General features: G+C 52.6%; 24 protein-coding genes, 3 tRNA genes and 3 rRNA genes. 13 read left to right on the top strand and 17 right to left on the bottom strand.

What is annotated here, in order from left to right:
* Positions 1–15: 15 nt before the first annotated feature.
* From mdcG to dnaQ, 3 genes are all read right to left on the bottom strand, one after another.
* Entirely contained in the window at positions 16–666 is a 651-nt protein-coding gene (gene mdcG / locus F384_RS01120; RefSeq protein ID WP_046475885.1) for a malonate decarboxylase holo-[acyl-carrier-protein] synthase, read from the bottom strand.
* A gap of 203 nt (positions 667–869) precedes the next feature.
* Positions 870–946, bottom strand: a tRNA-Asp gene (locus tag F384_RS01115).
* Between the two features lie 131 nt (positions 947–1,077).
* Positions 1,078–1,806, bottom strand: coding sequence for a DNA polymerase III subunit epsilon (gene dnaQ, locus F384_RS01110; RefSeq protein ID WP_080950039.1), 729 nt, complete (start codon positions 1,804–1,806; stop codon positions 1,078–1,080).
* Here dnaQ and rnhA point away from each other — a divergent pair.
* The gene (gene rnhA / locus F384_RS01105) at positions 1,760–2,338 is read left to right on the top strand and encodes a ribonuclease HI (RefSeq protein WP_162200227.1); all 579 of its coding nucleotides are present in this window, start codon (positions 1,760–1,762) and stop codon (positions 2,336–2,338) included. The genes dnaQ and rnhA overlap by 47 nt on opposite strands.
* Here rnhA and F384_RS01100 read toward each other — a convergent pair.
* Positions 2,335–3,057: a class I SAM-dependent methyltransferase gene (locus F384_RS01100; protein WP_046475877.1), complete on the bottom strand. Its 723-nt coding sequence runs from the start codon at positions 3,055–3,057 to the stop codon at positions 2,335–2,337. The genes rnhA and F384_RS01100 overlap by 4 nt on opposite strands.
* A gap of 37 nt (positions 3,058–3,094) precedes the next feature.
* Between F384_RS01100 and gloB the strand changes: the two genes are divergently transcribed.
* Together gloB and mltD are read left to right on the top strand one after the other, a co-directional pair.
* The gene (gloB, locus tag F384_RS01095) at positions 3,095–3,850 is read left to right on the top strand and encodes a hydroxyacylglutathione hydrolase (RefSeq protein ID WP_046475875.1); all 756 of its coding nucleotides are present in this window, start codon (positions 3,095–3,097) and stop codon (positions 3,848–3,850) included.
* A 71-nt stretch (positions 3,851–3,921) separates the two neighbouring features.
* On the top strand, positions 3,922–5,289 hold the full coding sequence (gene mltD, locus F384_RS01090; protein WP_046475873.1) for a murein transglycosylase D: 1,368 nt from the start codon (positions 3,922–3,924) through the stop codon (positions 5,287–5,289).
* A gap of 48 nt (positions 5,290–5,337) precedes the next feature.
* Here mltD and F384_RS01085 read toward each other — a convergent pair whose 3' ends face one another.
* Together F384_RS01085 and F384_RS01080 are read right to left on the bottom strand one after the other, a co-directional pair.
* Positions 5,338–6,108: a class I SAM-dependent methyltransferase gene (locus F384_RS01085; protein WP_046475871.1), complete on the bottom strand. Its 771-nt coding sequence runs from the start codon at positions 6,106–6,108 to the stop codon at positions 5,338–5,340.
* Positions 6,109–6,185: 77 nt separating this feature from the next.
* Positions 6,186–6,986 (bottom strand): endonuclease/exonuclease/phosphatase family protein, encoded by an 801-nt coding sequence (locus F384_RS01080; protein WP_046475869.1) that lies wholly within the window; start codon positions 6,984–6,986, stop codon positions 6,186–6,188.
* A 250-nt stretch (positions 6,987–7,236) separates the two neighbouring features.
* Between F384_RS01080 and yafC the strand changes: the two genes are divergently transcribed.
* Positions 7,237–8,151 carry a DNA-binding transcriptional regulator YafC gene (gene yafC, locus F384_RS01075; RefSeq protein WP_046475867.1) on the top strand — a complete coding sequence of 305 codons (915 nt, stop codon included), beginning with the start codon at positions 7,237–7,239 and terminating at the stop codon, positions 8,149–8,151.
* Between the two features lie 21 nt (positions 8,152–8,172).
* Here the strand turns inward: yafC and dkgB are convergent, their stop codons facing one another.
* The 7 genes from dkgB to gmhB all read right to left on the bottom strand — a co-directional run bounded on the left by dkgB (position 8,173) and on the right by gmhB (position 15,356).
* Positions 8,173–8,976: a 2,5-didehydrogluconate reductase DkgB gene (dkgB, locus tag F384_RS01070; protein WP_046475865.1), complete on the bottom strand. Its 804-nt coding sequence runs from the start codon at positions 8,974–8,976 to the stop codon at positions 8,173–8,175.
* Between the two features lie 165 nt (positions 8,977–9,141).
* Positions 9,142–9,218, bottom strand: a tRNA-Asp gene (locus F384_RS01065).
* Between the two features lie 189 nt (positions 9,219–9,407).
* Positions 9,408–9,523, bottom strand: a 5S ribosomal RNA gene (gene rrf, locus F384_RS01060).
* 98 nt (positions 9,524–9,621) lie between these two features.
* A 23S ribosomal RNA gene (locus F384_RS01055) occupies positions 9,622–12,528 on the bottom strand.
* Positions 12,529–12,719: 191 nt separating this feature from the next.
* Positions 12,720–12,795: transfer RNA gene (locus F384_RS01050), tRNA-Glu, on the bottom strand.
* A gap of 85 nt (positions 12,796–12,880) precedes the next feature.
* Positions 12,881–14,421, bottom strand: a 16S ribosomal RNA gene (locus F384_RS01045).
* Together the 16S, 23S and 5S rRNA genes with 2 tRNA genes alongside form the textbook arrangement of a ribosomal RNA operon.
* A 368-nt stretch (positions 14,422–14,789) precedes the next feature.
* Positions 14,790–15,356 (bottom strand): D-glycero-beta-D-manno-heptose 1,7-bisphosphate 7-phosphatase, encoded by a 567-nt coding sequence (gmhB, locus tag F384_RS01040; RefSeq protein ID WP_046475862.1) that lies wholly within the window; start codon positions 15,354–15,356, stop codon positions 14,790–14,792.
* Positions 15,357–15,545: 189 nt separating this feature from the next.
* On the opposite strand from gmhB, the gene metN reads away from it, so the two are divergent.
* From metN to F384_RS01005, 7 genes are all read left to right on the top strand, one after another.
* The gene (gene metN, locus F384_RS01035; RefSeq protein ID WP_046475860.1) at positions 15,546–16,577 is read left to right on the top strand and encodes a methionine ABC transporter ATP-binding protein MetN; all 1,032 of its coding nucleotides are present in this window, start codon (positions 15,546–15,548) and stop codon (positions 16,575–16,577) included.
* A complete protein-coding gene (locus F384_RS01030; protein WP_042323638.1) occupies positions 16,570–17,223 on the top strand; it encodes a methionine ABC transporter permease MetI in 654 nt (217 codons plus the stop codon). The genes metN and F384_RS01030 overlap by 8 nt, the downstream gene beginning before the upstream one ends.
* Positions 17,224–17,262: 39 nt before the next feature.
* Positions 17,263–18,078, top strand: coding sequence for a methionine ABC transporter substrate-binding lipoprotein MetQ (gene metQ, locus F384_RS01025; protein ID WP_046475858.1), 816 nt, complete (start codon positions 17,263–17,265; stop codon positions 18,076–18,078).
* A gap of 118 nt (positions 18,079–18,196) precedes the next feature.
* Positions 18,197–18,601 carry an Rcs stress response system protein RcsF gene (gene rcsF / locus F384_RS01020; protein ID WP_042323642.1) on the top strand — a complete coding sequence of 135 codons (405 nt, stop codon included), beginning with the start codon at positions 18,197–18,199 and terminating at the stop codon, positions 18,599–18,601.
* The gene (gene tsaA / locus F384_RS01015) at positions 18,598–19,305 is read left to right on the top strand and encodes a tRNA (N6-threonylcarbamoyladenosine(37)-N6)-methyltransferase TrmO (RefSeq protein ID WP_046475855.1); all 708 of its coding nucleotides are present in this window, start codon (positions 18,598–18,600) and stop codon (positions 19,303–19,305) included. The genes rcsF and tsaA overlap by 4 nt, the downstream gene beginning before the upstream one ends.
* Before the next feature lie 110 nt (positions 19,306–19,415).
* The gene (proS, locus tag F384_RS01010; protein WP_046475854.1) at positions 19,416–21,134 is read left to right on the top strand and encodes a proline--tRNA ligase; all 1,719 of its coding nucleotides are present in this window, start codon (positions 19,416–19,418) and stop codon (positions 21,132–21,134) included.
* 53 nt (positions 21,135–21,187) lie between these two features.
* Positions 21,188–22,012 carry a YaeF family permuted papain-like enzyme gene (locus F384_RS01005; RefSeq protein ID WP_046475851.1) on the top strand — a complete coding sequence of 275 codons (825 nt, stop codon included), beginning with the start codon at positions 21,188–21,190 and terminating at the stop codon, positions 22,010–22,012.
* Between the two features lie 79 nt (positions 22,013–22,091).
* On the opposite strand, the gene nlpE is transcribed toward F384_RS01005, so the two are convergent.
* Genes nlpE through F384_RS00990 form a run of 3 tightly spaced genes read right to left on the bottom strand, consistent with a single transcriptional unit; the run spans position 22,092 to position 23,784 of the window.
* Positions 22,092–22,790, bottom strand: coding sequence for an envelope stress response activation lipoprotein NlpE (nlpE, locus tag F384_RS01000; protein WP_046475849.1), 699 nt, complete (start codon positions 22,788–22,790; stop codon positions 22,092–22,094).
* Positions 22,791–22,822: 32 nt separating this feature from the next.
* Positions 22,823–23,242 carry an alternative ribosome rescue aminoacyl-tRNA hydrolase ArfB gene (gene arfB / locus F384_RS00995; protein WP_046475846.1) on the bottom strand — a complete coding sequence of 140 codons (420 nt, stop codon included), beginning with the start codon at positions 23,240–23,242 and terminating at the stop codon, positions 22,823–22,825.
* Positions 23,239–23,784 (bottom strand): YaeQ family protein, encoded by a 546-nt coding sequence (locus F384_RS00990; protein ID WP_046475843.1) that lies wholly within the window; start codon positions 23,782–23,784, stop codon positions 23,239–23,241. The genes arfB and F384_RS00990 overlap by 4 nt, the downstream gene beginning before the upstream one ends.
* Positions 23,785–23,972: 188 nt before the next feature.
* Here F384_RS00990 and F384_RS00985 point away from each other — a divergent pair, with 188 nt between their 5' ends.
* Positions 23,973–24,173: a YaeP family protein gene (locus tag F384_RS00985; RefSeq protein ID WP_042323658.1), complete on the top strand. Its 201-nt coding sequence runs from the start codon at positions 23,973–23,975 to the stop codon at positions 24,171–24,173.
* Positions 24,160–24,420 (top strand): Rho-binding antiterminator, encoded by a 261-nt coding sequence (rof, locus tag F384_RS00980; RefSeq protein WP_042323659.1) that lies wholly within the window; start codon positions 24,160–24,162, stop codon positions 24,418–24,420. The genes F384_RS00985 and rof overlap by 14 nt, the downstream gene beginning before the upstream one ends.
* Before the next feature lie 91 nt (positions 24,421–24,511).
* Here rof and tilS read toward each other — a convergent pair whose 3' ends face one another.
* Positions 24,512–25,810 (bottom strand): tRNA lysidine(34) synthetase TilS, encoded by a 1,299-nt coding sequence (tilS, locus tag F384_RS00975; RefSeq protein WP_046475839.1) that lies wholly within the window; start codon positions 25,808–25,810, stop codon positions 24,512–24,514.
* Between the last annotated feature and the right edge of the window lie 21 nt (positions 25,811–25,831).

Here is a 25,831-nt window from a genome sequence, read left to right as displayed (position 1 = left end):
CTTGCGCGGTTAACGTCAAATCACCCCCGCAAGCAAAGCCTGCTTATCGAAGAGCCTGACGTCGTTCAGGCTCTTCCCCAGTATTTGTCCCTGCGTCGTCATGAACTCTTTCAAATTAATGCCGTATCCCGTCGGCCAACGCACTTCAACGTCAATCCGTGTGTGATGCGTTTGCTCCAGTTGCAGCAGGCACTGATACACGTCGCGCAACCGATCGACAGGGTGAATATCAATCACAATATCCAGATCGGATTGACCATCCGTATAGTGAAAACCACTGACAATCTCTAATGCCGTCGATCCCCATACGCCCGGTACACATTCCAGGAGAGTAAAGCGTTCCCGCAGATCGGCCAGCGCCATGAGCGCGGGTGTTCGGGTGGCAAAGGTTCTTTGTGCTATCTCAAATGGCGTCAGGCGGCAGATCACTTCGTCTGGCATGACGGTGCTGGCAAGGCGCTGGCGCTGACCATTAATGCGTTCAGGGAAACTAAAACCCAGCGCAATGTCGTTCTGCGATTCCCCTTCGACAGGACGACGTACAATGCCAGGCAGTTCTCCCGCCGCAAATGCCTGCTGCCAGGCAACCCGGGATGTCCGCCACCGTGAAAAAATACGCTGCGCCGCCGGAACGCTGATGTGCAGTAAATCATGACGCTGGAGCATGTGTGCCCCCTCTGACTTTTTGGAATACCCCCAGAATCTATTCCGTAGCGGGAATCGTCAATAACGCGGCAGGTGCTTTCATTACGCAAAAGGTAAACGAGAGTTGAGAGGACGACTTCAGACGAAAAAAAACCGCATCACCTCAACAGTGATACGGTTTCTTATCATCACAGAATGGACTTAAACACCCTGTGAACAGAATTTGGCGGAACGGACGGGACTCGAACCCGCGACCCCCTGCGTGACAGGCAGGTATTCTAACCAACTGAACTACCGCTCCGCATTGTTCCACTTGGGAACGAAGCGAATATTACGGATTGCCTCGCACCTCGTCAACGCTTTTTCTCGCGTTTTTAATCGTTTGCTGTAAAAATCACCCAAGCGACGATTTTTACCTCATAAACTGATTCTCTACGCCCGCCAGAGGCAACTTCCCCCTTTCTTTTCCACCAGGTCGAGGCGCGATTCATGGGCCGCAACTTCCTCATCAGTGGCGAAAACGACGCGTAACTTGCTGGCCTGACGCACAAGGCGCTGGATCCCCGTATTGCCCTGCTGTTGGGTTTCACCTTCCATCGAAAACGCCATCGTTGTCTGACCGCCTGTCATCATCAGATAAACATCGGCCAGAATCTGGGCATCAAGCAACGCGCCATGCAGCGTACGCTTGCTGTTGTCTATTTCATAACGCGAGCACAACGCATCCAGGCTGTTACGCTTGCCAGGAAACATCTTCCTCGCCAGCGCCAGGCTATCTGTGACTTTACAGAAGGTATTCGTTTTCGGGATATCACGATTGAGCTTGCCGAACTCGTAGTCCATAAAGCCGATATCAAACGACGCGTTATGAATGACTAGCTCCGCCCCGCGGATATAGTCGAGAAACTCATCCGCTACCTCGGCAAACGTCGGCTTATCCAGCAGAAACTCATCCGCAATACCGTGTACGCCGAACGCTTCCGGATCCACCAGTCGGTCAGGCTTCAGATAAACATGGAAGTTATTCCCCGTCAGACGACGGTTCACCACCTCGACGGCACCGATCTCAATGATCTTGTGCCCTTCGTAGTGCGCGCCAATCTGGTTCATACCGGTGGTTTCGGTATCGAGGACGATCTGTCGTGTAATTGCAGTGCTCATAGCGGTCATTTATGTCAGACTTGTCGTTTTACGGTTCGATTCAATTACAGGAAGTCTACCAGAGATGCTTAAACAGGTAGAAATTTTCACCGACGGTTCGTGCCTGGGCAATCCAGGTCCGGGTGGTTATGGTGCAATTTTACGCTATCGCGGGCGCGAAAAAACCTTTAATGAGGGCTATACCCTCACGACCAATAATCGCATGGAGCTAATGGCCGCGATAGTCGCCCTGGAAGCCCTGAAAGAACAGTGCGAAGTCATTTTGAGCACCGATAGTCAGTATGTGCGCCAGGGGATCACCCAATGGATCCACAACTGGAAAAAACGCGGCTGGAAAACAGCCGACAAAAAACCGGTAAAAAATGTCGATCTCTGGAAGCGTCTTGATGCTGCGCTCGGTCAGCATCAGATCAAATGGGAATGGGTAAAAGGCCATGCCGGTCATCCGGAAAACGAGCGTTGTGATGAGCTTGCCCGTGCCGCCGCCATGAACCCAACCCAGGAAGATGTTGGCTATCAGCCTGAAGCCTAAACGTCTGGTTTACGATACTGCCGGGTCGCGCCGACGGCCTGAGTGATACGCGCTTTCGCTTTGCTCTGTTTCATCGGATTGAGCGTAAGTGGAATTGTTCGCTTACGCGCCACAATTACCTGCATACAGCCCAGCGCGGGAAGATGTGCGTTTAACATCTTTCCCCCCTGTTTTTTCCATGGCAACACGTGAAAACGGCTGTAATACAGCACTTCAAAATTCAGCAGCGACAGCCAGTCCAGTTGGCGCATCAGCGTAAACATACGACTATTATAAGGCGAAGATTTACGCAGTACCGGCACCAGTTTGCGCAGTCCCATCAGGCTGACCGGGTTAAATCCGCTCAGCACCAGCCAGCCATCATCAATGAGTACCCGATCGGCCTCACGTAGCAAGCGGTGGGGATCGGCGCACCAGGGGAGCGTGTGCGCCAGCAGACAAACATCGACAGATTTATCGGCAAAGGGTAGATGAAGCGGATCGGCCTGAACCTGGACCGGCGAGCCTTTGGCAGAAACGTTAACCTGATGCGAAACCGCACAGGCTTCTGAGTTGATTTCCGCACTCAAATTGCCCACCTTAAGCAGGTGAAACCCATACATTTTTGCAAACCACGGGTTAAGCTGTTTTTCCAGCGCCTCACGATAGTACTCTCCCCAGGGCAAATCGCTCCAGCGATCGGGTGCTACGACTGTTTGAGGGTTCCTTGCCGGTTTCATCACAACCATCCGTTATGCATAGACAGAGAGGTAATTTATGAATCTTAACAGTATTCCGGCGTTTCAGGACAATTACATCTGGGTTCTGAGTAATGATGAAGGACGTTGCCTGATCGTGGACCCGGGTGACGCTGCGCCAGTGTTAAAAGCCATTGCCGAAAATCAGTGGCAGCCGGAGGCCATTTTACTCACCCACCATCATCACGACCACGTCGGTGGCGTGAAAGAACTGGTGCAGACCTTTCCTAAACTAGTGGTTTACGGACCGGCAGAGACACAAGATAAGGGGGTCACTCACATAGTCGAAGAGGGTGATTCCGCCCTCATTTTGGGGCATGAATTTAGTGTATTTGCTACACCCGGTCACACTTTAGGACATATCTGTTACTTCAGTCATCCTTATCTTTTTTGCGGTGATACGCTGTTCTCCGGCGGCTGTGGACGCCTGTTCGAAGGTACAGCCAGTCAGATGTATCAATCACTTAAAAAAATATCCGCACTTCCTGACGATACGCTTATTTGTTGCGCCCACGAGTATACTTTAGCAAATTTAACGTTTGCACTGAGCATCCTACCGCACGATTCGTACATAAATGATTATTATCGTAAAGTTAATGAGTTACGGGTAAAAAAACAAATAACACTACCCGTTATTCTGAAAAATGAGCGGAAAAATAATATTTTTTTAAGAACAGAAGATATTGATTTAATTAATGAAATTAACAAAGAAACAATATTGCAACACCCTGAAGAGCGATTTGCCTGGTTAAGGTCAAAGAAAGACAGCTTCTGATAATTCCTGGTTGCCTTTTCAAAACTTCGCCGTTATGATCGGTCGTCTTTTAAGCAACTATTGACACACACATGAAGGCAAAAGCGATCTTACTCGCCTCTGTCCTGCTCGTGGGTTGCCAGTCGTCTCAAAACGCCGGCAATGTCCAACAGCACGCACAGAGCCTTTCTGCAGCTGGTCAAGGGGAAGCAGGAAAGTTTACGAGTCAGGCACGATGGATGGACGATGGGACGTCCCTCGCGCCGGATCAAGACCTGTGGGCTTTCATTGGCGACGAGCTAAAGATGGGAATTCCGGAAAATGACCGGATTCGCGAACAAAAACAGAAGTATTTACGCAATAAGAGCTATCTCCACGATGTAACTTTACGGGCAGAGCCGTATATGTACTGGATAGCCGGGCAAGTTAAAAAACGTAACATGCCAATGGAACTGGTACTACTACCCATAGTGGAGAGCGCTTTTGATCCTCACGCGACGTCTGGCGCCAATGCCGCAGGCATCTGGCAGATCATTCCGAGCACGGGGCGCAATTATGGTTTAAAACAGACTCGCAGTTATGACGCGCGTCGCGATGTTGTGGCTTCCACAACTGCAGCGCTCGACATGATGCAGCGTCTGAACAAAATGTTTGACGGTGACTGGCTGCTGACCGTTGCGGCTTATAATAGCGGCGAAGGTCGGGTCATGAAGGCGATTAAAACGAACAAAGCGCGTGGGAAATCCACCGACTTCTGGTCGTTGCCATTGCCTCAGGAAACGAAGCTGTACGTGCCAAAAATGCTGGCCCTGAGTGATATTCTCAAGAACAGCAAACGTTATGGCGTACGTCTGCCAACCACAGACGAAAGTCGTGCACTGGCGCGTGTTCGTTTAAGCAGTCCGGTTGAAATGGCGCAGGTTGCCGATATGGCGGGTATTCCCGTCAGCAAGCTGAAGACATTTAATGCTGGTGTGAAAGGCTCTACGTTGGGCGCAAGCGGCCCGCAATACGTGATGGTACCAAAGAAGCATGCAGAGAAACTGCGTGAATCTCTGGCAGCCGGCGAAATTGCCGCCGTACAGTCCACGTTGGTGGCAGATAACACCCCGCTGAACAGCCGTAGCTATACCGTTCGCTCTGGCGATACGCTTTCCGGCATTGCTTCACGTCTCGGCGTGAGCACGAAGGATCTGCAGCAGTGGAACAAGCTGCGCGGTTCAACGCTGAAAGTGGGCCAAAGTCTGACGGTCGGTGCAGGTAACCGTGCACAGCTACTGGCTAATAACAGCGACAGTATTACCTATCGTGTACGTAAGGGCGATTCGCTTTCGAGCATTGCTAAACGTCACGGCGTTAACATCAAAGATGTTATGCGCTGGAACAACGATACGGACAATCTGAAGCCCGGCGATCAACTGACGTTGTTTGTGAAAAACAACAACACGCCAGACTCCTGATAGCTCGCAATATTAAAAGGCACCGATTTCCCCCGGTGCCTTTTTTATTTATGCCGCTTTATGTGCTTCGGCCATAATGGTATCGCTGGTAAACGATCCCTCGTCCTGCAAGGCGAAGTAGGTTTTCACCTCAGCAGAGGCGCTCACCTGATAGAGACGAATGGCGTCTACCAGTTCAGCAGGCGTACGCATTCTCACCACCCATGAACTGAACTCCAACGGCAAACGGTCGGTTATCAACGAATCGACAATCAGGTTCGCGTCATTCATCAGCGCCAGCCACTCACCGCTGGAATAGTTGCGAACGTGCGAGGTGTCGCGCAATGCTTCAACCGTCTGTAACCAGACATCGCGGACCGGATGCCCTGGGGACATCACATCCATAATAATCAGCACACCGCCCGGTTTTAATACCCGATTGACTTCACGCAGCGCTCTGCCGACATCATGCCAGTGATGCGCCGAGTAACGACTGATAACAACATCAAAGACACCATCCTCAAACGGCAGGCTTTCAGCATACCCCTGCCTGGTGGTGATGTTGGCTAATCCCTTCTCTTTTGCCGCCTGTGCAACAACCTCAAGCATCTGCGAAGATAAATCGTAAGCCACCACTTGTTTCACATTCTGAGCGGCGATAAAGCTGGCATGCCCGGCGCCACAGCCCATGTCCAGTACGCTGGCCTGTGGGAAAGCAGACAGGCGCTCAGCCAGTCGCTGTAAGTCGCGACCGGATGCATGCACGGCACTGGTTAAATAGGCGTTAGCCTGGGAGCCAAACTGCTTTTCGACGTTGTCGTGGTGGGAGTGTGTTGTCATTATGCTGTCCTTTGGTTGTTTGCAAGATAAAGGGCAGCACCACTACAGGTCTGCCCCAACGGCAGACCTGACACACCTTACTGCTCAGGTTTGCCGGGACTGAATTCAACGAGTAGCGGATTGTGATCGGATGCGCGCGTGACCAGTACAGACGCCTCGCTGACGTTCAGGCCACGATAAAAGACAAAATCCAGCGGACGACCAAACGCGCGACGGCGCTGATCGTCAGTAAAACGCACCTGGCGCAGCGACATTTCGCGCGCGAAGCGATACAGCGCATTCATGCGGCGTCGGCTCCAGGCATTGAAATCTCCGGCCATAATCACCGGACCACTGTGATGCGCAATCTGGTCACCGATTGGAAGTAACTGCTTACTATACACATCGACCCCCAGACTAAAGTTAACCGCATGAATGTTAACGACCATCAACAGTCGCGTATCTGGCAACGGATAGACGGTAACCAGCGCCGACTTCGCCAGTCGCAGGATAGGTTCACGTTCGCGAAGCGGGCAACAATACACGGGATGCGCGGATGAGAGCGTCATCACCCCTGACGGATGCTGTGGCAGAACAAATGCTGGCACCTGGTCGGCCGCCAGGTAATTCGCCGTCGCAAACCTCACCAGTTCCGGCGTCGTCTGAGCTTCCTGTAACAACACCAGATGCGCATCTTTGCCAAAATTCTTCAGCACCGAAAGCCATTCCGCTCGCTGCTGCTTAAAAATATTCCACACCAGGATACGGATCCGATCTTCACTGCTTAACGGCGCCCCGGCGGGTAATGCCTGGCCGATGCTCGAAAATGACCCTGGCGGCAAAATCCGCTCAGCGGGTTGTCCGGCAACATAGCGCATGGCATAGGTGTTTTTTCGCACTTTTGACTTTCAAACCTCTGTAACGTCAACCAGTCCGGTGCCGGGCTGGTTCTTCTGTTATAGGGATTTTAGCTCACACTTTCAACGACCAATTGCAGATTGTTTTGTAAGCATGCGCTTACATCAAAGGCTTAATCCGGCCGTACCCATCAGGCCATGACATCAGGATTCAGATGACATGCAGTATGCCGGGATGTTTTAATGATAAAAATATCCAAAATATCGATGAAATTTTGCTTCAGGTGCAAAAATGAAAGCAACCTCAGAAGAACTCGCCATTTTTGTTTCAGTAGTAGAAAGCGGAAGCTTCAGCCGGGCGGCGGAACAGTTAGGTCAGGCAAACTCAGCGGTAAGCCGGGCGGTCAAAAAGCTGGAAATGAAGCTCGGCGTGAGTTTACTCAACCGAACGACGCGACAACTCAGTCTGACTGAAGAAGGCGAACGTTATTTTCGCCGCGTCCAGTCTCTGTTGCAGGAGATGGCGGCAGCAGAGACGGAAATCATGGAGACACGTAATACTCCACGCGGTGTGCTGCGTATCGATGCCGCCACGCCGGTGATGCTGCACTTTCTGATGCCGTTGATAAAGCCTTTTCGCGAACGTTATCCGGAAATTACCCTTTCTCTTGTCTCCTCTGAAACCTTTATCAATCTGATCGAGAGGAAAGTGGATGTCGCAATCCGAGCGGGCACGCTAACGGATTCCAGTCTGCGCGCCCGACCACTATTTACCAGCTACCGAAAGATTATCGCCTCACCGGACTATCTCGATCGTTTTGGTAAACCTGAAACGGTAGAAGAGCTGAAGGAGCATCTGTGCCTGGGTTTCACCGAACCCGTGTCCCTCAACACCTGGCCCATCGCCTGTAACGATGGCCAACTTCATGAGATTGCATGTGGTATTTCATCAAACAGCGGCGAAACGCTTAAACAGCTCTGCCTCAGTGGAAACGGCATTGCCTGCCTGTCAGACTACATGATCGATCGGGAAATCGCGCGAGGTGAACTGGTGGAACTGATGGCAGATAAACGTCTGCCCGTGGAAATGCCGTTCAGTGCGGTCTATTACAGCGATCGCGCCGTGAGTACGCGTATTCGGGCCTTTATCGACTTTCTGAGTGAACATATAAAAACAGCTCCCGGGGGAGCTGTTAAAGAGGGTTAAAGGCACTCAGGGGTTACTCTATTAATCCCACTGAGGCGCCAGACCTTCCGGGCTTACCAGGCGATCGTTGCAATCCAGAGCCGCGATCGCTTTTTTATCTTCGGCATCTAACGTCAGATCCAGCGCCAGCAGGTTGCTTGCCAAATTTTCACGCTTAGTGGAAGAAGGAATGACCGAATAACCTTCACCCATCGCCCATGCCAGGATCACCTGAGCAGCAGTGGCATTGTGTTTCGTTGCGATACGGGCAATCACTTCATCTTTCAATGCTTTACCATACGCCAGCGTCATGTAAGAGGTGATGTGGATACCGTGCTCCTTCGCCCTGTTAACCACTTTACCGTTTTGCAGGTAAGGAGACAGTTCGATCTGGTTAGTCGCGATATTTTCAGCGCCGACCGCAGCAATGGCTTTTTCCATCAGCGGAATGGTGAAGTTAGAAATACCGATTTCACGCGTCAGCCCCTGTTTTTTCGCTTCCAGCAGCGCCTGCATGAATTCTTCAACCGATACTGCATCGTCTGGAGAAGGCCAGTGGATCAGCGTCAGATCAACATAATCAGTACGCAGTTTTTTCAGGCTCTCTTTCAGGCTTGGGATCAGTTTCTCTTTACTCAGATTCTCAATCCAGATCTTGGTTGTAATGTACAGCTCATTGCGCGGAACGCCGCTCTCAGCAATCGCCTGACCGACTGCAGCTTCATTATCATAGATTTGTGCAGTATCAACAGCGCGGTAACCGAGCTCCAGAGCCGTTTTTACGGATGCAATAACCACATCGTCCTTAAGACGAAAGGTGCCTAAACCGAATGCAGGGATAGTCATAATAATTCCTCTTTGATTCATCATGTTCGTTAACTGAGAAGATTATGACGTTTTACATTGTGCGGAAAAAGAACGGAAAAAGCAGAAGATTTTTGCGTTTTTAGCAATAATGGAATTTCAGGCAAAAGAAAAAGCCCTGAGTGTTAACTCAGGGCTCTTAATAAGTGGCGGAACGGACGGGACTCGAACCCGCGACCCCCTGCGTGACAGGCAGGTATTCTAACCAACTGAACTACCGCTCCACCGAATTTTTCTACAACCACTGGTTTTGACACCAGTTTACTGCTTAATTTGATGCCTGGCAGTTTATGAATCACTTCGTGATTCACCCTTCGGGCCGTTGCTTCGCAACGTTCAAAAGCTTTGCTTTTGTCCTACTCTCATCGAGTAGTGAACTGCCTCGAAGACTACTTCAGGTTTTTCAATTTGATGCCTGGCAGTTCCCTACTCTCGCATGGGGAGACCCCACACTACCATCGGCGCTACGGCGTTTCACTTCTGAGTTCGGCATGGGGTCAGGTGGGACCACCGCGCTACAGCCGCCAGGCAAATCTGTTTTATCACCCCGTTTCCACGTAGTGACATAATCTGTATCAAGCTGAACTGAATATTCTCTCAAATCCGCCAAAACAGCTTCGGCGTTGTAAGGTTAAGCCTCACGGTTCATTAGTACCGGTTAGCTCAACGCATCGCTGCGCTTACACACCCGGCCTATCAACGTCGTCGTCTTCAACGTTCCTTCAGGACCCTTAAAGGGTCAGGGAGAACTCATCTCGGGGCAAGTTTCGTGCTTAGATGCTTTCAGCACTTATCTTTTCCGCATTTAGCTACCGGGCAGTGCCATTGGCATGACAACCCGAACACCAGTGATGCGTCCACTCCGGTCCTCTCGTACTAGGAGCAGCCCCCCTCAATTCTCCAGCGCCCACGGCAGATAGGGACCGAACTGTCTCACGACGTTCTAAACCCAGCTCGCGTACCACTTTAAATGGCGAACAGCCATACCCTTGGGACCTACTTCAGCCCCAGGATGTGATGAGCCGACATCGAGGTGCCAAACACCGCCGTCGATATGAACTCTTGGGCGGTATCAGCCTGTTATCCCCGGAGTACCTTTTATCCGTTGAGCGATGGCCCTTCCATTCAGAACCACCGGATCACTAAGACCTGCTTTCGCACCTGCTCGCGCCGTCACGCTCGCAGTCAAGCTAGCTTATGCCTTTGCACTAACCTCCTGATGTCCGACCAGGATTAGCTAACCTTCGTGCTCCTCCGTTACTCTTTAGGAGGAGACCGCCCCAGTCAAACTACCCACCAGACACTGTCCGCAACCCCGATTAGGGGCCCACGTTAGAACACCAGCCATTAAAGGGTGGTATTTCAAGGTTGGCTCCATGCAGACTGGCGTCCACACTTCAAAGCCTCCCACCTATCCTACACATCAAGGACCAGTGTTCAGTGTCAAGCTATAGTAAAGGTTCACGGGGTCTTTCCGTCTTGCCGCGGGTACACTGCATCTTCACAGCGAGTTCAATTTCACTGAGTCTCGGGTGGAGACAGCCTGGCCATCATTACGCCATTCGTGCAGGTCGGAACTTACCCGACAAGGAATTTCGCTACCTTAGGACCGTTATAGTTACGGCCGCCGTTTACCGGGGCTTCGATCAAGAGCTTCTCCCTAAGGATAACCCCATCAATTAACCTTCCGGCACCGGGCAGGCGTCACACCGTATACGTCCACTTTCGTGTTTGCACAGTGCTGTGTTTTTAATAAACAGTTGCAGCCAGCTGGTATCTTCGACTGATTTCAGCTCCATGAGTAAATCACTTCACCTACATATCAGCGTGCCTTCTCCCGAAGTTACGGCACCATTTTGCCTAGTTCCTTCACCCGAGTTCTCTCAAGCGCCTTGGTATTCTCTACCTGACCACCTGTGTCGGTTTGGGGTACGATTTGATGTTACCTGATGCTTAGAGGCTTTTCCTGGAAGCAGGGCATTTGTTACTTCAGCACCGTAGTGCCTCGTCATCACGCCTCAGTGTTAAAGTGAACCGGATTTACCTGGAACACACACCTACACGCTTAAACCGGGACAACCGTCGCCCGGCCAACATAGCCTTCTCCGTCCCCCCTTCGCAGTAACACCAAGTACAGGAATATTAACCTGTTTCCCATCGACTACGCCTTTCGGCCTCGCCTTAGGGGTCGACTCACCCTGCCCCGATTAACGTTGGACAGGAACCCTTGGTCTTCCGGCGAGCGGGCTTTTCACCCGCTTTATCGTTACTTATGTCAGCATTCGCACTTCTGATACCTCCAGCATGCCTCACAGCACACCTTCGCAGGCTTACAGAACGCTCCCCTACCCAACAACACATAGTGTCGCTGCCGCAGCTTCGGTGCATGGTTTAGCCCCGTTACATCTTCCGCGCAGGCCGACTCGACCAGTGAGCTATTACGCTTTCTTTAAATGATGGCTGCTTCTAAGCCAACATCCTGGCTGTCTGAGCCTTCCCACATCGTTTCCCACTTAACCATGACTTTGGGACCTTAGCTGGCGGTCTGGGTTGTTTCCCTCTTCACGACGGACGTTAGCACCCGCCGTGTGTCTCCCGTGATAACATTCTTCGGTATTCGCAGTTTGCATCGGGTTGGTAAGTCGGGATGACCCCCTAGCCGAAACAGTGCTCTACCCCCGAAGATGAGTTCACGAGGCGCTACCTAAATAGCTTTCGGGGAGAACCAGCTATCTCCCGGTTTGATTGGCCTTTCACCCCCAGCCACAAGTCATCCGCTAATTTTTCAACATTAGTCGGTTCGGTCCTCCAGTTAGTGTTACCCAACCTTCAACCTGCCCATGGCTAGATCACCGGGTTTCGGGTCTATACCCTGCAACTTAACGCCCAGTTAAGACTCGGTTTCCCTTCGGCTCCCCTATTCGGTTAACCTTGCTACAGAATATAAGTCGCTGACCCATTATACAAAAGGTACGCAGTCACCCCATAAAAGAGGCTCCCACTGCTTGTACGTACACGGTTTCAGGTTCTTTTTCACTCCCCTCGCCGGGGTTCTTTTCGCCTTTCCCTCACGGTACTGGTTCACTATCGGTCAGTCAGGAGTATTTAGCCTTGGAGGATGGTCCCCCCATATTCAGACAGGATACCACGTGTCCCGCCCTACTCATCGAGCTCACAACACATGCACTTTTGTGTACGGGGCTGTCACCCTGTATCGCCGGCCTTTCCAGACCGTTCCACTAACACACATGCTGATTCAGGCTCTGGGCTGCTCCCCGTTCGCTCGCCGCTACTGGGGGAATCTCGGTTGATTTCTTTTCCTCGGGGTACTTAGATGTTTCAGTTCCCCCGGTTCGCCTCGTTAAGCTATGTATTCACTTAACGATAGTGCAACGAATTGCACTGGGTTTCCCCATTCGGACATCGCCGGCTATAACGGTTCATATCACCTTACCGACGCTTTTCGCAGATTAGCACGTCCTTCATCGCCTCTGACTGCCAGGGCATCCACCGTGTACGCTTAGTCGCTTAACCTCACAACCCGAAGATGTTTCGTAAAACACCGTCAGTGTTGCGAAAATTTGAGAGACTCGAACACACATTGACTGTGTGTCGTTTCAATTTTCAGCTTGATCCAGATTTTTAAAGAGCAAATATCTCAAACATGACTCACAAGTCAGTTTTGAGATACTGAGGCACGCGTCTTTCACTCACATACCAGCAAGTGGCGTCCCCTAGGGGATTCGAACCCCTGTTACCGCCGTGAAAGGGCGGTGTCCTGGGCCTCTAGACGAAGGGGACACAAAGTCTCAATCGCAAGACGCCTTGCTATTCACTTTTCATCAGACAATCTGTGTGGACACTGCAAAGGAAAGGTTCTTTCAGGTAAGGAGGTGATCCAACCGCAGGTTCCCCTACGGTTACCTTGTTACGACTTCACCCCAGTCATGAATCACAAAGTGGTAAGCGCCCTCCCGAAGGTTAAGCTACCTACTTCTTTTGCAACCCACTCCCATGGTGTGACGGGCGGTGTGTACAAGGCCCGGGAACGTATTCACCGTGGCATTCTGATCCACGATTACTAGCGATTCCGACTTCATGGAGTCGAGTTGCAGACTCCAATCCGGACTACGACATACTTTATGAGGTCCGCTTACTCTCGCGAGGTCGCTTCTCTTTGTATATGCCATTGTAGCACGTGTGTAGCCCTGGTCGTAAGGGCCATGATGACTTGACGTCATCCCCACCTTCCTCCAGTTTATCACTGGCAGTCTCCTTTGAGTTCCCGGCCGGACCGCTGGCAACAAAGGATAAGGGTTGCGCTCGTTGCGGGACTTAACCCAACATTTCACAACACGAGCTGACGACAGCCATGCAGCACCTGTCTCACAGTTCCCGAAGGCACCAAGGCATCTCTGCCAAGTTCTGTGGATGTCAAGACCAGGTAAGGTTCTTCGCGTTGCATCGAATTAAACCACATGCTCCACCGCTTGTGCGGGCCCCGTCAATTCATTTGAGTTTTAACCTTGCGGCCGTACTCCCCAGGCGGTCTATTTAACGCGTTAGCTCCGGAAGCCACTCCTCAGGGGAACAACCTCCAAATAGACATCGTTTACGGCGTGGACTACCAGGGTATCTAATCCTGTTTGCTCCCCACGCTTTCGCACCTGAGCGTCAGTCTTCGTCCAGGGGGCCGCCTTCGCCACCGGTATTCCTCCAGATCTCTACGCATTTCACCGCTACACCTGGAATTCTACCCCCCTCTACGAGACTCAAGCCTGCCAGTTTCGAATGCAGTTCCCAGGTTGAGCCCGGGGATTTCACATCCGACTTGACAGACCGCCTGCGTGCGCTTTACGCCCAGTAATTCCGATTAACGCTTGCACCCTCCGTATTACCGCGGCTGCTGGCACGGAGTTAGCCGGTGCTTCTTCTGCGGGTAACGTCAATGAATGCGGTTATTAACCACATCCCCTTCCTCCCCGCTGAAAGTACTTTACAACCCGAAGGCCTTCTTCATACACGCGGCATGGCTGCATCAGGCTTGCGCCCATTGTGCAATATTCCCCACTGCTGCCTCCCGTAGGAGTCTGGACCGTGTCTCAGTTCCAGTGTGGCTGGTCATCCTCTCAGACCAGCTAGGGATCGTCGCCTTGGTGAGCCGTTACCTCACCAACTAGCTAATCCCATCTGGGCACATCCGATGGCAAGAGGCCCGAAGGTCCCCCTCTTTGGTCTTGCGACGTTATGCGGTATTAGCTACCGTTTCCAGTAGTTATCCCCCTCCATCGGGCAGTTTCCCAGACATTACTCACCCGTCCGCCACTCGTCAGCGAAGCAGCAAGCTGCTTCCTGTTACCGTTCGACTTGCATGTGTTAGGCCTGCCGCCAGCGTTCAATCTGAGCCATGATCAAACTCTTCAATTTAAGTTTGATGCTCAAAGAATTAAACTTCGTAATGAATTACGTGTTCACTCTTGAGACTTGGTATTCATTTTTCGTCCGAGGACGTTAAGAATCCATGTCACTTTGAGTGCCCACACAGATTGTCTGATAAATTGTTAAAGAGCAGTTGCGACGCGCTTTAGCGCTCTGTCGCGAGGTGGCGTATACTACGCTTTCCTCTTTCAGAGTCAATCTTTTTTCAGGATTTTTCTCTTCAATCTCACTGGCGTTTTTCTGTGAAGTGATTCACATCCGCCGTGTCGATGGAGGCGCATTATAGGGAGTCGACTCAGGAAGACAAGCGGAAAAATGCAGATTTATTTCAACCGCTCACCTTTTGACCACAATGCTTATTTTTGCTGCTTTTTAATCGCCGATGGCAGGTCAGCAAGGCTGTTTAATACCCAATCGGCCGCATTTTCTGCTTCCGGGGTGATCGGCTTGCCGGTACGCACTAGCACCTTAGTCCCGACTCCTGCTGCGGCAGCCGCCTGCATATCTTCTAATTTGTCGCCCACCATATAAGATGCTGCCATATCAATGTGCAGGAAATCGCGGGCCGAGATCAGCATCCCCGGATGCGGTTTACGGCAATCGCAGACCTGGCGGTACTCTTCCACGCTGCCCTGCGGGTGGTGCGGACAATAATAGATACCGTCGAGGTCGACATCGCGATCGGCCAGTGACCAGTCCATCCACTCTGTTAATGTCTCAAACTGCGCTTCGGTAAATTTGCCGCGCGCAATCCCTGACTGGTTGGTGACAACCACCAGCGCATAGCCCAGGGTTTTAAGCTCGCGCATGGCATCAATAACACCTTCGATAAATTCGAACTCGTCGATTTCATGTACGTAGCCGTGATCGACATTAATTGTGCCGTCACGGTCGAGAAAAATTGCGGGTACGGACGTTGCCACCTTTTATAGCTCCTGAGTAAGGCATGTAGCCCTAGTATCGCATGTTTCGGCAGGCAAGAAAGTGCTCATCGTAGAAACCCTGATTGATTTAGACGTCTGGATGCCTTAACATCCATTTTGTTGACGGTTTTTGACCGCATCAGACAGACGAAAATGCCACGGTAACTCCATTACGATAATAAATAATCAATGATTAAACTTTCGAGTATCACCAAAGTGTTCCATCAGGGGACTCACACCATTCAGGCGTTGAATAACGTTAGCCTGCATGTCCCTGCCGGACAGATTTATGGCGTTATCGGTGCCTCAGGCGCCGGTAAAAGTACGCTGATCCGCTGTGTAAACCTTCTGGAGCGCCCGACTGAAGGGAGTGTTCAGGTCGGTGGACAGGAGCTGACGACGTTATCTGAATCTGAGCTGACCAAAGCGCGGCGCCAGATTGGCATGATTTTCCAGCACTTTAACCTGCTGTCCTCCCGTACCGTTTTTGGTAACGTTGCTCTGCCGCTGGAACTCGACAACACGCCGAAAGAAGAGGTTAAGCGTCGCGTGACAGAACTGCTCGACCTCGTGGGACTGGGAGATAAACACGACAGTTATCCTGCAAACTTATCTGGTGGTCAGAAGCAGCGTGTCGCCATCGCCCGTGCGCTGGCAAGCCAGCCCAAAGTGCTGCTGTGCGACGAAGCGACCAGCGCGCTGGATCCGGCCACCACTCGCTCTATTCTCGAACTGCTGAAAGACATTAACCGTCGCCTTGGCCTGACCATCCTGCTGATTACGCATGAGATGGATGTGGTTAAACGCATCTGCGACTGCGTGGCGGTTATCAGCAACGGTGAACTGATTGAGCAAGATACCGTCAGCGAAGTGTTTTCCCATCCGAAAACGCCTCTGGCGCAGAAGTTTATTCAGTCCACGCTGCATCTGGACATTCCGGAAGATTATCTGGCGCGCCTCAAGGCGGAGTCGACGGCTGACAGCGTACCGATGCTGCGCATGGAATTTACCGGTCAGTCGGTTGATGCGCCGCTGCTTTCCGAAACGGCGCGCCGCTTCAACGTGAATAACAACATTATTAGCGCGCAGATGGATTACGCCGGCGGCGTGAAGTTCGGCATCATGCTGACTGAAATGCACGGTACACAAGAAGAAACGCAGGCCGCGATCGCCTGGCTGCAAGAACACCATGTAAAAGTAGAGGTACTGGGTTATGTCTGAACCGATGATGTGGCTGCTGGTTCGTGGCGTCTGGGAAACGCTGGCGATGACCTTCGTATCGGGTTTCTTTGGTTTTGTGATCGGCCTGCCAGTTGGCGTGTTGCTGTACGTGACGCGTCCCGGACAAATCATTGAGAACGCGAAACTCTACCGCACGCTGTCTGCCGTCGTGAACATCTTCCGGTCGATTCCGTTCATTATTCTGCTGGTATGGATGATTCCGTTCACTCGCGTCATTGTCGGGACATCAATCGGTTTGCAGGCCGCGATTGTCCCACTCACCGTCGGTGCGGCACCGTTTATCGCGCGTATGGTGGAAAACGCCCTACTCGAAATCCCGACAGGGCTGATCGAAGCCTCGCGCGCAATGGGCGCAACGCCGCTGCAAATTGTACGCAAAGTGCTGCTGCCGGAAGCCCTGCCAGGGCTGGTGAACGCGGCGACCATTACGCTGATTACACTGGTCGGCTATTCCGCTATGGGCGGTGCCGTAGGTGCCGGCGGTCTAGGACAGATAGGCTATCAGTACGGTTACATTGGATACAATGCTACTGTTATGAATACGGTACTGGTATTACTCGTTGTTCTGGTTTATTTAATTCAGTTCGCGGGCGATCGCATCGTCCGGACTGTGACGCACAAGTAACGTTCTACAAAACACAAATATCACATTAAGGAAATAAGCATGGCGTTCAAATTCAAAACCATTGCGGCAGTAGGCGCCCTGATTGGTTCACTGACACTCGTGGGTTGCGGTCAGGATGAAAAAGATCCGAACCACATCAAAGTCGGCGTGATTGTCGGTGCGGAACAGCAGGTGGCTGAAGTCGCGCAAAAAGTCGCAAAAGAAAAATACGGTCTGGACGTTGAGCTGGTGACCTTCAATGACTACGTTCTGCCGAACGAAGCGCTGAGCAAAGGCGATATCGATGCCAACGCCTTCCAGCACAAACCGTATCTGGATCAGCAGATCAAAGATCGCGGGTACAAACTGGTTGCCGCAGGCAATACCTTTGTTTATCCGATCGCTGGCTACTCCAAAAAAATCAAATCCCTGGATGAACTTCAGGATGGCGCGCAGGTAGCGGTTCCGAACGATCCGACCAACCTGGGCCGTTCCCTGCTGCTGCTGCAGAAAGTGGGCCTGATCAAACTGAAAGATGGCGTTGGCCTGCTGCCGACCTCACTGGATATCGTCGGGAACCCGAAAAATCTGAAAATCGTCGAACTGGAAGCCCCGCAACTGCCGCGCTCTCTTGATGATGCGCAGATTGCCCTGGCGGTGATCAACACCACCTACGCCAGCCAGATCAACCTGACGCCAGCGAAAGACGGTATCTTCGTTGAAGATAAAGATTCCCCGTACGTCAACCTGATCGTGACCCGTGAAGACAACAAAGACGCGGAGAACGTGAAGAAATTCGTCCAGGCTTATCAGTCTGACGAAGTCTACGAAGCAGCAAACAAAGTCTTCAACGGTGGTGCTGTTAAGGGCTGGTAATTTTTAGGCGCTTTTCACAATCTGTAATATCATTCAGGACGGGCGTTTGCCCGTCTTGTCATTTATGCAAGCTCCTGATTCAATATGTGACAGTTAGATCATTCATTGAGGAAATATTATGCGTGCTTTACCGATCTGTTTATTAGCACTCATGCTGAGCGGCTGTTCTATGCTAAGCAGATCCCCTGTTGAACCCGTACAAAGCACCGCAACCCCGCCTAAAGCGGAGCCGGAAAAACCGAAAGCGCCGCGCGCGGTCCCCGTCAGAATTTATACCAATGCTGAAGATCTGGTCGGCAAACCGTTCCGCGATCTCGGTGAAGTAACCGGTGAATCCTGTCAGGCCTCTAACCAGGACTCCCCGCCGAACATCCCGACAGCACGTAAACGCATGCAGATTAATGCGTCAAAAATGAAAGCCAATGCCGTTTTACTGCATAGCTGTGAAGTCACCAGCGGGACGCCGGGCTGCTATCGTCAGGCCGTCTGTATTGGTTCTGCGCTCAACATCTCGGCTAAATGAGTCATTTTCAGTTTGAGCAAATCGGTGTCATTCGCTCACCTTACAAAGAGAAGTTCGCCGTTCCCCGCCAGCCTGGGCTGGTAAAAAGTGTCAACGGCGAACTGCACCTGCTGTCGCCCTATAATCAGGCCGAGGCGGTACGCGGTCTTGAAGCATTCAGCCATTTATGGGTGATCTTTGTTTTCCATCAGACGATGGAAGGAGGATGGCGCCCAACCGTGCGCCCGCCTCGTCTTGGCGGTAACGCGCGTATGGGCGTATTCGCCACGCGCTCAACATTTCGCCCCAATCCCGTTGGCATGTCGCTGGTTGAGCTGAAAGGCATTGTCTGTCAGAAAGATCAGGTTATTCTGCAACTGGGTAGTCTGGATCTGGTCGACGGTACGCCGGTCATCGACATCAAGCCCTATCTGCCGTTCGCCGAATCTCTGCCGGATGCGACCGCCAGCTACGCGCAACAGGCACCACTGGCTGAAATGCCGGTGAGTTTTACCGACGAGATTGAGCAACAGTTTCCTGCACTGGAAAAACGTTACTCCTTGCTGAAAACGTTTATTCGCGATGTGCTGGCGCAGGACCCGCGTCCTGCCTATCGAAAAGGGGAAGAGACAGGCAAAACCTACGCCGTCTGGCTGCACGATTTCAACGTGCGCTGGCGCGTAACTGAGACGGGTTTCGAAGTCTTTGCGCTAGAACCCCGCTAATTTCACGCCCTTCTCTTTTGACATCCCTTTCTCGCTGGTAAACTGAGTTACTTTTTTTGTGTCAGGCTCGCATTGAGCCTGTTCGATCGTTCAACTGGAACCGTAACAACATGCGTACTAGCCAATACCTGCTCTCCACTCTGAAGGAGACACCTGCCGACGCCGAGGTTATCAGCCATCAGCTGATGCTGCGCGCCGGGATGATCCGCAAGCTGGCCTCTGGGTTATACACCTGGCTGCCGACCGGCGTGCGCGTCCTGAAAAAAGTCGAGAACATCGTGCGTGAAGAGATGAACAACGCCGGTGCCATCGAGGTGTTAATGCCGGTCGTTCAGCCCTCTGAACTGTGGCAAGAGAGTGGTCGTTGGGAACAGTACGGCCCGGAACTGCTGCGTATTGCAGACCGTGGCGATCGTCCGTTCGTACTCGGCCCAACGCATGAAGAAGTAATCACCGACCTGATTCGTAACGAGCTCAGCTCTTACAAACAGCTGCCGCTGAACTTCTACCAGATTCAGACTAAATTCCGTGACGAAGTGCGCCCGCGTTTCGGCGTGATGCGCTCCCGTGAATTCCTGATGAAAGATGCATACTCTTTCCACACCTCTCAGGAATCGCTGCAGGAAACCTACGACGCGATGTACGCGGCTTATAGCAAGATCTTCAGCCGTATGGGGTTGGATTTCCGCGCGGTACAGGCTGACACCGGTTCAATCGGCGGTAGCGCCTCGCACGAATTCCAGGTACTGGCGCAGAGCGGTGAAGACGATGTGATCTTCTCTGATTCCTCTGACTACGCGGCCAACATTGAATTTGCTGAAGCCGTTGCGCCGAAAGAACCGCGTGGCGCTGCAACTCAGGAGATGACGCTGGTTGATACACCGAACGCGAAAACCATCGCCGAGCTGGTTGAACAGTTCAATCTGCCTGTCGAGAAAACCGTGAAAACCTTGCTGGTGAAAGCGGTGGAAGGAAGCGCTTACCCGCTGGTTGCGCTGCTGGTTCGTGGCGACCACGAGCTGAACGAAGTAAAAGCAGAAAAACTGCCGCAGGTTGCCAGCCCACTGACCTTCGCGACCGAAGAAGAAATTCGTGCCGTGGTGAAAGCAGGCCCGGGTTCTCTCGGTCCGGTGAACATGCCGATTCCGATGGTAATTGACCGTACCGTGGCTGCGATGAGCGACTTCGGCGCGGGCGCGAACATCGACGGTAAACACTACTTCGGTATCAACTGGGATCGCGATGTCGCAACCCCGGAAGTGGCTGACATCCGTAATGTCGTCGCCGGCGATCCGAGCCCGGATGGCAAAGGCACGCTGCTGATTAAACGCGGTATCGAAGTCGGTCACATCTTCCAGTTGGGCACCAAATATTCGGAAGCGATGAAAGCCGCCGTTCAGGGCGAAGATGGCCGCAATCAGATCCTGACCATGGGCTGCTACGGTATCGGGGTTACACGTGTGGTGGCGGCGGCCATTGAACAGAATTACGACGATCGCGGCATCGTCTGGCCTGACGCCATCGCCCCATTCCAGGTCGCGATTCTGCCGATGAACATGCACAAGTCCTATCGCGTGCAGGAACTGGCTGAAAAACTGTATGCCGAGCTGCGTGCGCAGGGCATCGAAGTGCTGATGGACGACCGTAAAGAGCGTCCAGGCGTGATGTTCGCGGATATGGAACTGATCGGGATTCCGCACACTATCGTGCTGGGCGACCGTAACCTCGACAACGACGATATTGAATACAAATACCGTCGCAATGGCGAGAAACAGCTAATAAAAACCGGCGACATCGTCAACTATCTGGTTAAACAGATTAAAGGCTGATGTCATAAGAGGCTCTGATTTTCAGGGCCTCTTTTTTACATGGATTGTATAAAATGGCTAAACCAACGACGTATTACCGTCTGTTCCTCCCTTGCCTGCTTTTGCTTTCGTCCTGCACCGTTGACGTCAGCCCACCGGATAAATCCGCCACCGCCATTGATGCGCAATCCCAAAAATGGGCGGTTAAATTCCAGCGCCAGAGCTCATTCACCAATAAAGCACTGGTCGAAATCACCGATGCCGATCTTAAGCCAGGCGATCTCCTGTTCTCCTCCAGCCTTGGGGTTACCTCATTAGGCATCCGCGCATTCAGTAACGCTTCCGTAAGCCACGTTGCCGTCTACCTGGGAAATAATGAAGTAGCGGAAGCCACCGGTGCCGGCGTGCAAATCGTTTCGCTCGAACAAGCGATGAAGCATAGCGATAAGCTTTTTGCCCTAAGAGTTCCGGAACTGACCCCGCAGCAGGCCGCTGAGATCAAAACCTTCTCCTACAAAATCAAAAACAGCGGCTACAACTATCGCGGTATCGCTGAATTCATTCCGTTTATGATGACCCGCCAGATGTGTTCGCTTAACCCCTTTTCGGAAGATTTCCGACAGCAGTGCGTCAGCGGGCTGGCGAAAGCGCAATTGAGTGACACGCGTGAGGGAGAGAAAACGGCGTGGTTTTGTTCCGAGTTCGTCACCGACGCGTTTGCTAAAGCGGGACATCCGCTGACTCTGGCGCAATCGGGCTGGATAAGCCCTGCCGATCTGATGCACATGCGGGAAGGCGATGTTGCTGCGTTTAAGCCAGAAACACAGCTACGTTATGTCGGCCATTTGAAGTTAGGGATTTATATCAAGACGGGACGTTTTGTAGGACTGACGCGCTAAGCACGGGACGGCAATAGCATCATCACAGATAAGACGATAGCTGCCCGGGTAACCGGGCAGCTATCTTTCAGTCAGCCTCTCAGTCGGTGCAGCTCTTACCCGGAATAAATTTAATTTCTTTATCGGCCATCAGCGTTTTCACTGGCTCATGGGTATCCGGATTCGCCTCCAGCGTGAAGTGCCCTTCGACAGACAACAGCACCGGTTTTTCACTGGCGCCACGCGCTGCAAGATAACCGCGCTCCAGCTCCGCGTTACTGGCAACGGAAACTCGCTTTCCGGTCGCACAGTCGGTAAAGGTCGCGGCATCCGCCATATAGAAATACATGCCACGCATCGCCATCGGCGTCACTGGCAGGCTCGATTTCACTGGCGCAAGCGTATAGTTGAACTGAGACTCGATAGGATTCCCCTCCCGATCCAGCATCTCCAGCGCGTCTCCTTTCGCACGATACCAGGATTTCTCGCCCTGACTGTCGGTCAGCACCAGTTTATCGGCAGTACGCGCCCAGGTGCCGTAGGAGGCAAAAGAAGACGGCTCTTCACGCACGCCCTGATAGCGTTCGTTCATTACCCATGTGCCGTCTTTCTCCAGAAACAGGGAGGTCTCAATTCCCTCACAGTCGGCACAAGGTAGAATACCTCGCCAGCTTTGCTGCATCGGTGTTAATTCCGCAATCTGGGTCGGCTGGATAACGTCAACGTCTGAACGGTTGTTACAGCCAATCAGTGCGAAGAGCGTAAACGCCGCCATTGCTGAAAGTAGTGTTTTTTTCACCCTGACTCCCTATCAATTTTTATTCCTGCCCGTCAGTCATTGCGACGGACTCTTCCGCGAAGGGCTTTTACTGAGGATTTCTGCGCCTTCGAATTTAATCTTCGCTCTTTCGATGCCCGCGTCGGTCGGGTTGCGCGTCGGCTTTTTTGTTCTGCGGTAAGTTCTTTTATGACCGCCACCAGCCTGGCAAGCGCCGCTTCCCGGTTGAGTTCCTGGTTGCGGTACTCCTGCGCCTTAATAATCATCACACCATCAGCCGTAATCAAATGATGGCTGGCGGCCAGCAGACGTTCCTTATAATACTCTGGCAGGCTGGAGGCCCGAATGTCAAAACGCAAATGTATCGCCGTTGAGGTCTTATTGACGTGCTGTCCCCCTGCGCCCTGCGCACGAATGGCAGTGATCTCCAGCTCATCGTCGGGGATCGAGACAGTCCGTGAAATGACGATCATGCCGGTTGTTGCCACGGCGTCAGATGAATTTCCAGATTATTCTGAGAATCAGATAGCCAGATCGCTCCGTCCTGAATCGTCGCCTGTAGCGTCATGGTACGGTTCGCAAAGGCGCTGAGCTGGGCCAGTTGTTCATCATCCAGATACCAGACCGTGAGATTCGAAAACTGCGCGCATTTGCTCTGGTTTTGCTGCCACCAGATCTGCGCCGCCCGGCTGTTATAAGCAAACAGCGCCACGTCGGCGGCCTGCGTACACGCCTTCTTAATACGCCGTTCATCCGGTAATCCCAGTTCGACCCACAAGTCGATACCCAGATGATCGTTACGCAACCACGCTTCCGGTTCATCCTCCGCGCTTAAGCCACGCGTAAACTGGAGACGCTCATCCGCATACTTAATCCACGCCAGCAGACGCAGCATCATGCGCTCCTGGGTTTCAGAGGGGTGACGCGCCAGCGTCAATGCCGCATCAAGAAACTGGTTGCGGTCAAGGTCCGCCACGTTGACGACGGCTTTATAAATTGTCGCTTTAAGCGCCATGGAAAAACTCCTTTCGAATCAGGCGGTCATTGTAGCGAAAATGAAGCCAAAAGGCTGTCAGAGGATCATCAATCAAGGCGCTGATATTGCGTGAATGGCTGTGGTATAGTCACCTTGCTAAACAGAGTTTATCTTCGTAGGCTTAGACTTGCATCCACGGTTAAGTCAGAATGCTGACAGGAGGGCATGTGGAAAAATATTGTGAGTTAATACGCAAGCGGTATGCGGAAATCGCCAGCGGAGACTTAGGGTATATCCCGGATGCGCTGGGTTGCGTATTGAAGGTGCTTAATGAAATCGCGGCAGACAGTGCCCTTTCAGAGTCGGTCAGGGAAAAGGCGGCCTATGCTGCGGCGAACTTACTGGTGAGCGATTATGTCAATGAATGATACATACCAACCCATCAACTGTGATGACTACGACAACCTCGAGCTCGCCTGCCAGCATCATTTATTACTGACGCTGGAACTGAAAGATGGTGAAGTTTTGCAGGCGAAAGCCAACGATCTGGTTTCGCGGAAAAACGTGGAATATCTGATCACCGAGGTTGCGGGTGAAACACGCGAGCTTCGTCTCGATAAAATTGTCAGCTTCAGCCATCCGGAAATCGGTACCGTGGTGGTTAGCGAATCCTGAATATGTGTTGCCGGATGGCGGTGCAAGCACCTTATCCGGCCTACGCGCCATGCGATACGTAGGCCTGATAAGCGCAGCGTCATCAGGCATTTCAGATGCTCTTATCCCACACCAGTTCCACCCCCGATGCCTCACCCGCCACTCCGTCATGCGTGACAAATACCCCTGCCGCCGCAATCAGTGTTTCACCGTAAAACAACAACGGCGTGGTATCACGTCGCCAGGAAGGTACATTCAGTTCCTGCCAGATTTTCTTTAGCTTACGCCCGCCGTTGCGGCCAACGATATGCAGCATTCCGGGAGCTTTAAAACGGATGCTGACGCACTCATCCTCGCGGGGTATGCGCAATTCGCCACCCGGTTGCAGCCGCAGATGGCCCAGTCCGGCAGGCAGCGTGAGCGGCATCTGCCAGCAAGGCCAGGGCAGTATCGTCTCACTTTGTCCGACAGCAGATTTAATCCACCACAGTTGCCCCTGATAACGCCGCACCTCATAGTCGCCGAAACGCAGACAGGGTGATGCATCTTCACGCGCCAGCGCCACCTCCTGCCAGAGACGGTCCAGTCCATCGCGTGAAGGCATTGGCGCATTTTGCGCAGCCAGCCAGCGGCGAAGCAGCGCTGCACGCCGGACACGGCTCATCGCCATGAGCGGCGTCAGCGCCAGCGTTCCGTTTGCCGTGGTGCAGGCTGACAGTTCATCGGCGAGCAGTTCATCCAGCAGACTCTCCTGCTCGGCGCACAGCGCGGCGCTGCGTGCGGTGGCATCAGCGAAATGCGGCCAGCGCTGTTGCAGGAGCGGCAGCACCTGCAAACGCAGGAAGTTACGATCGTAGGCGTCATCCTGATTGCTTTCATCTTCAATCCAGCGAAGCTGATGTTGTCTTGCCCATTGCTCCAGCGCCGCACGGGGTTGCGTCAGCAGCGGACGAATGAGTTGCGTGCCGGCAAACGCAGAGATCTCCGCCATCGCAGACAGTCCCGCCGGGCCGCTACCTCGTTTGAGCGCCAGTAAAAAAGTTTCACACTGATCGTCAAGATGCTGGGCGGTCGCCAGCACTTCACCGGGCAACAATGCGTCGGCGAATGCCTGATACCGCGCCTGTCGGGCATGTGCTTCAATCCCCAGTCCCGCGTCCGCCAGCGTTACCCGTTCCACCAGCAGCGGCACCTGCCATTGCGCACAGACGGCTTCGCAATGCGCTACCCACGCATCGGCGTGAGCGCTTAGCCCATGATGAATGTGGATCGCGCGAAGTGAGAGAGTCGGTTGTTGCGCCCGCCACTGCACCAGCTGGTGCAGGAGCACGGTAGAGTCCAGACCGCCGCTAAAAGCGACCAGTATCTGTCGGGAGGTGAAAAGCGAGGTGTTCAGCGTGAGTGTTGTCATAGCGGTTATTTACAGTGACGT

The sequence above is a fragment of the Citrobacter amalonaticus Y19 genome, assembly GCF_000981805.1.
Classification (GTDB): Bacteria; Pseudomonadota; Gammaproteobacteria; order Enterobacterales; family Enterobacteriaceae; genus Citrobacter_A; species Citrobacter_A amalonaticus_C.
Note: the sequence above shows the minus strand (reverse complement) of the source record. Positions and strands in the feature narration are given on the sequence as shown.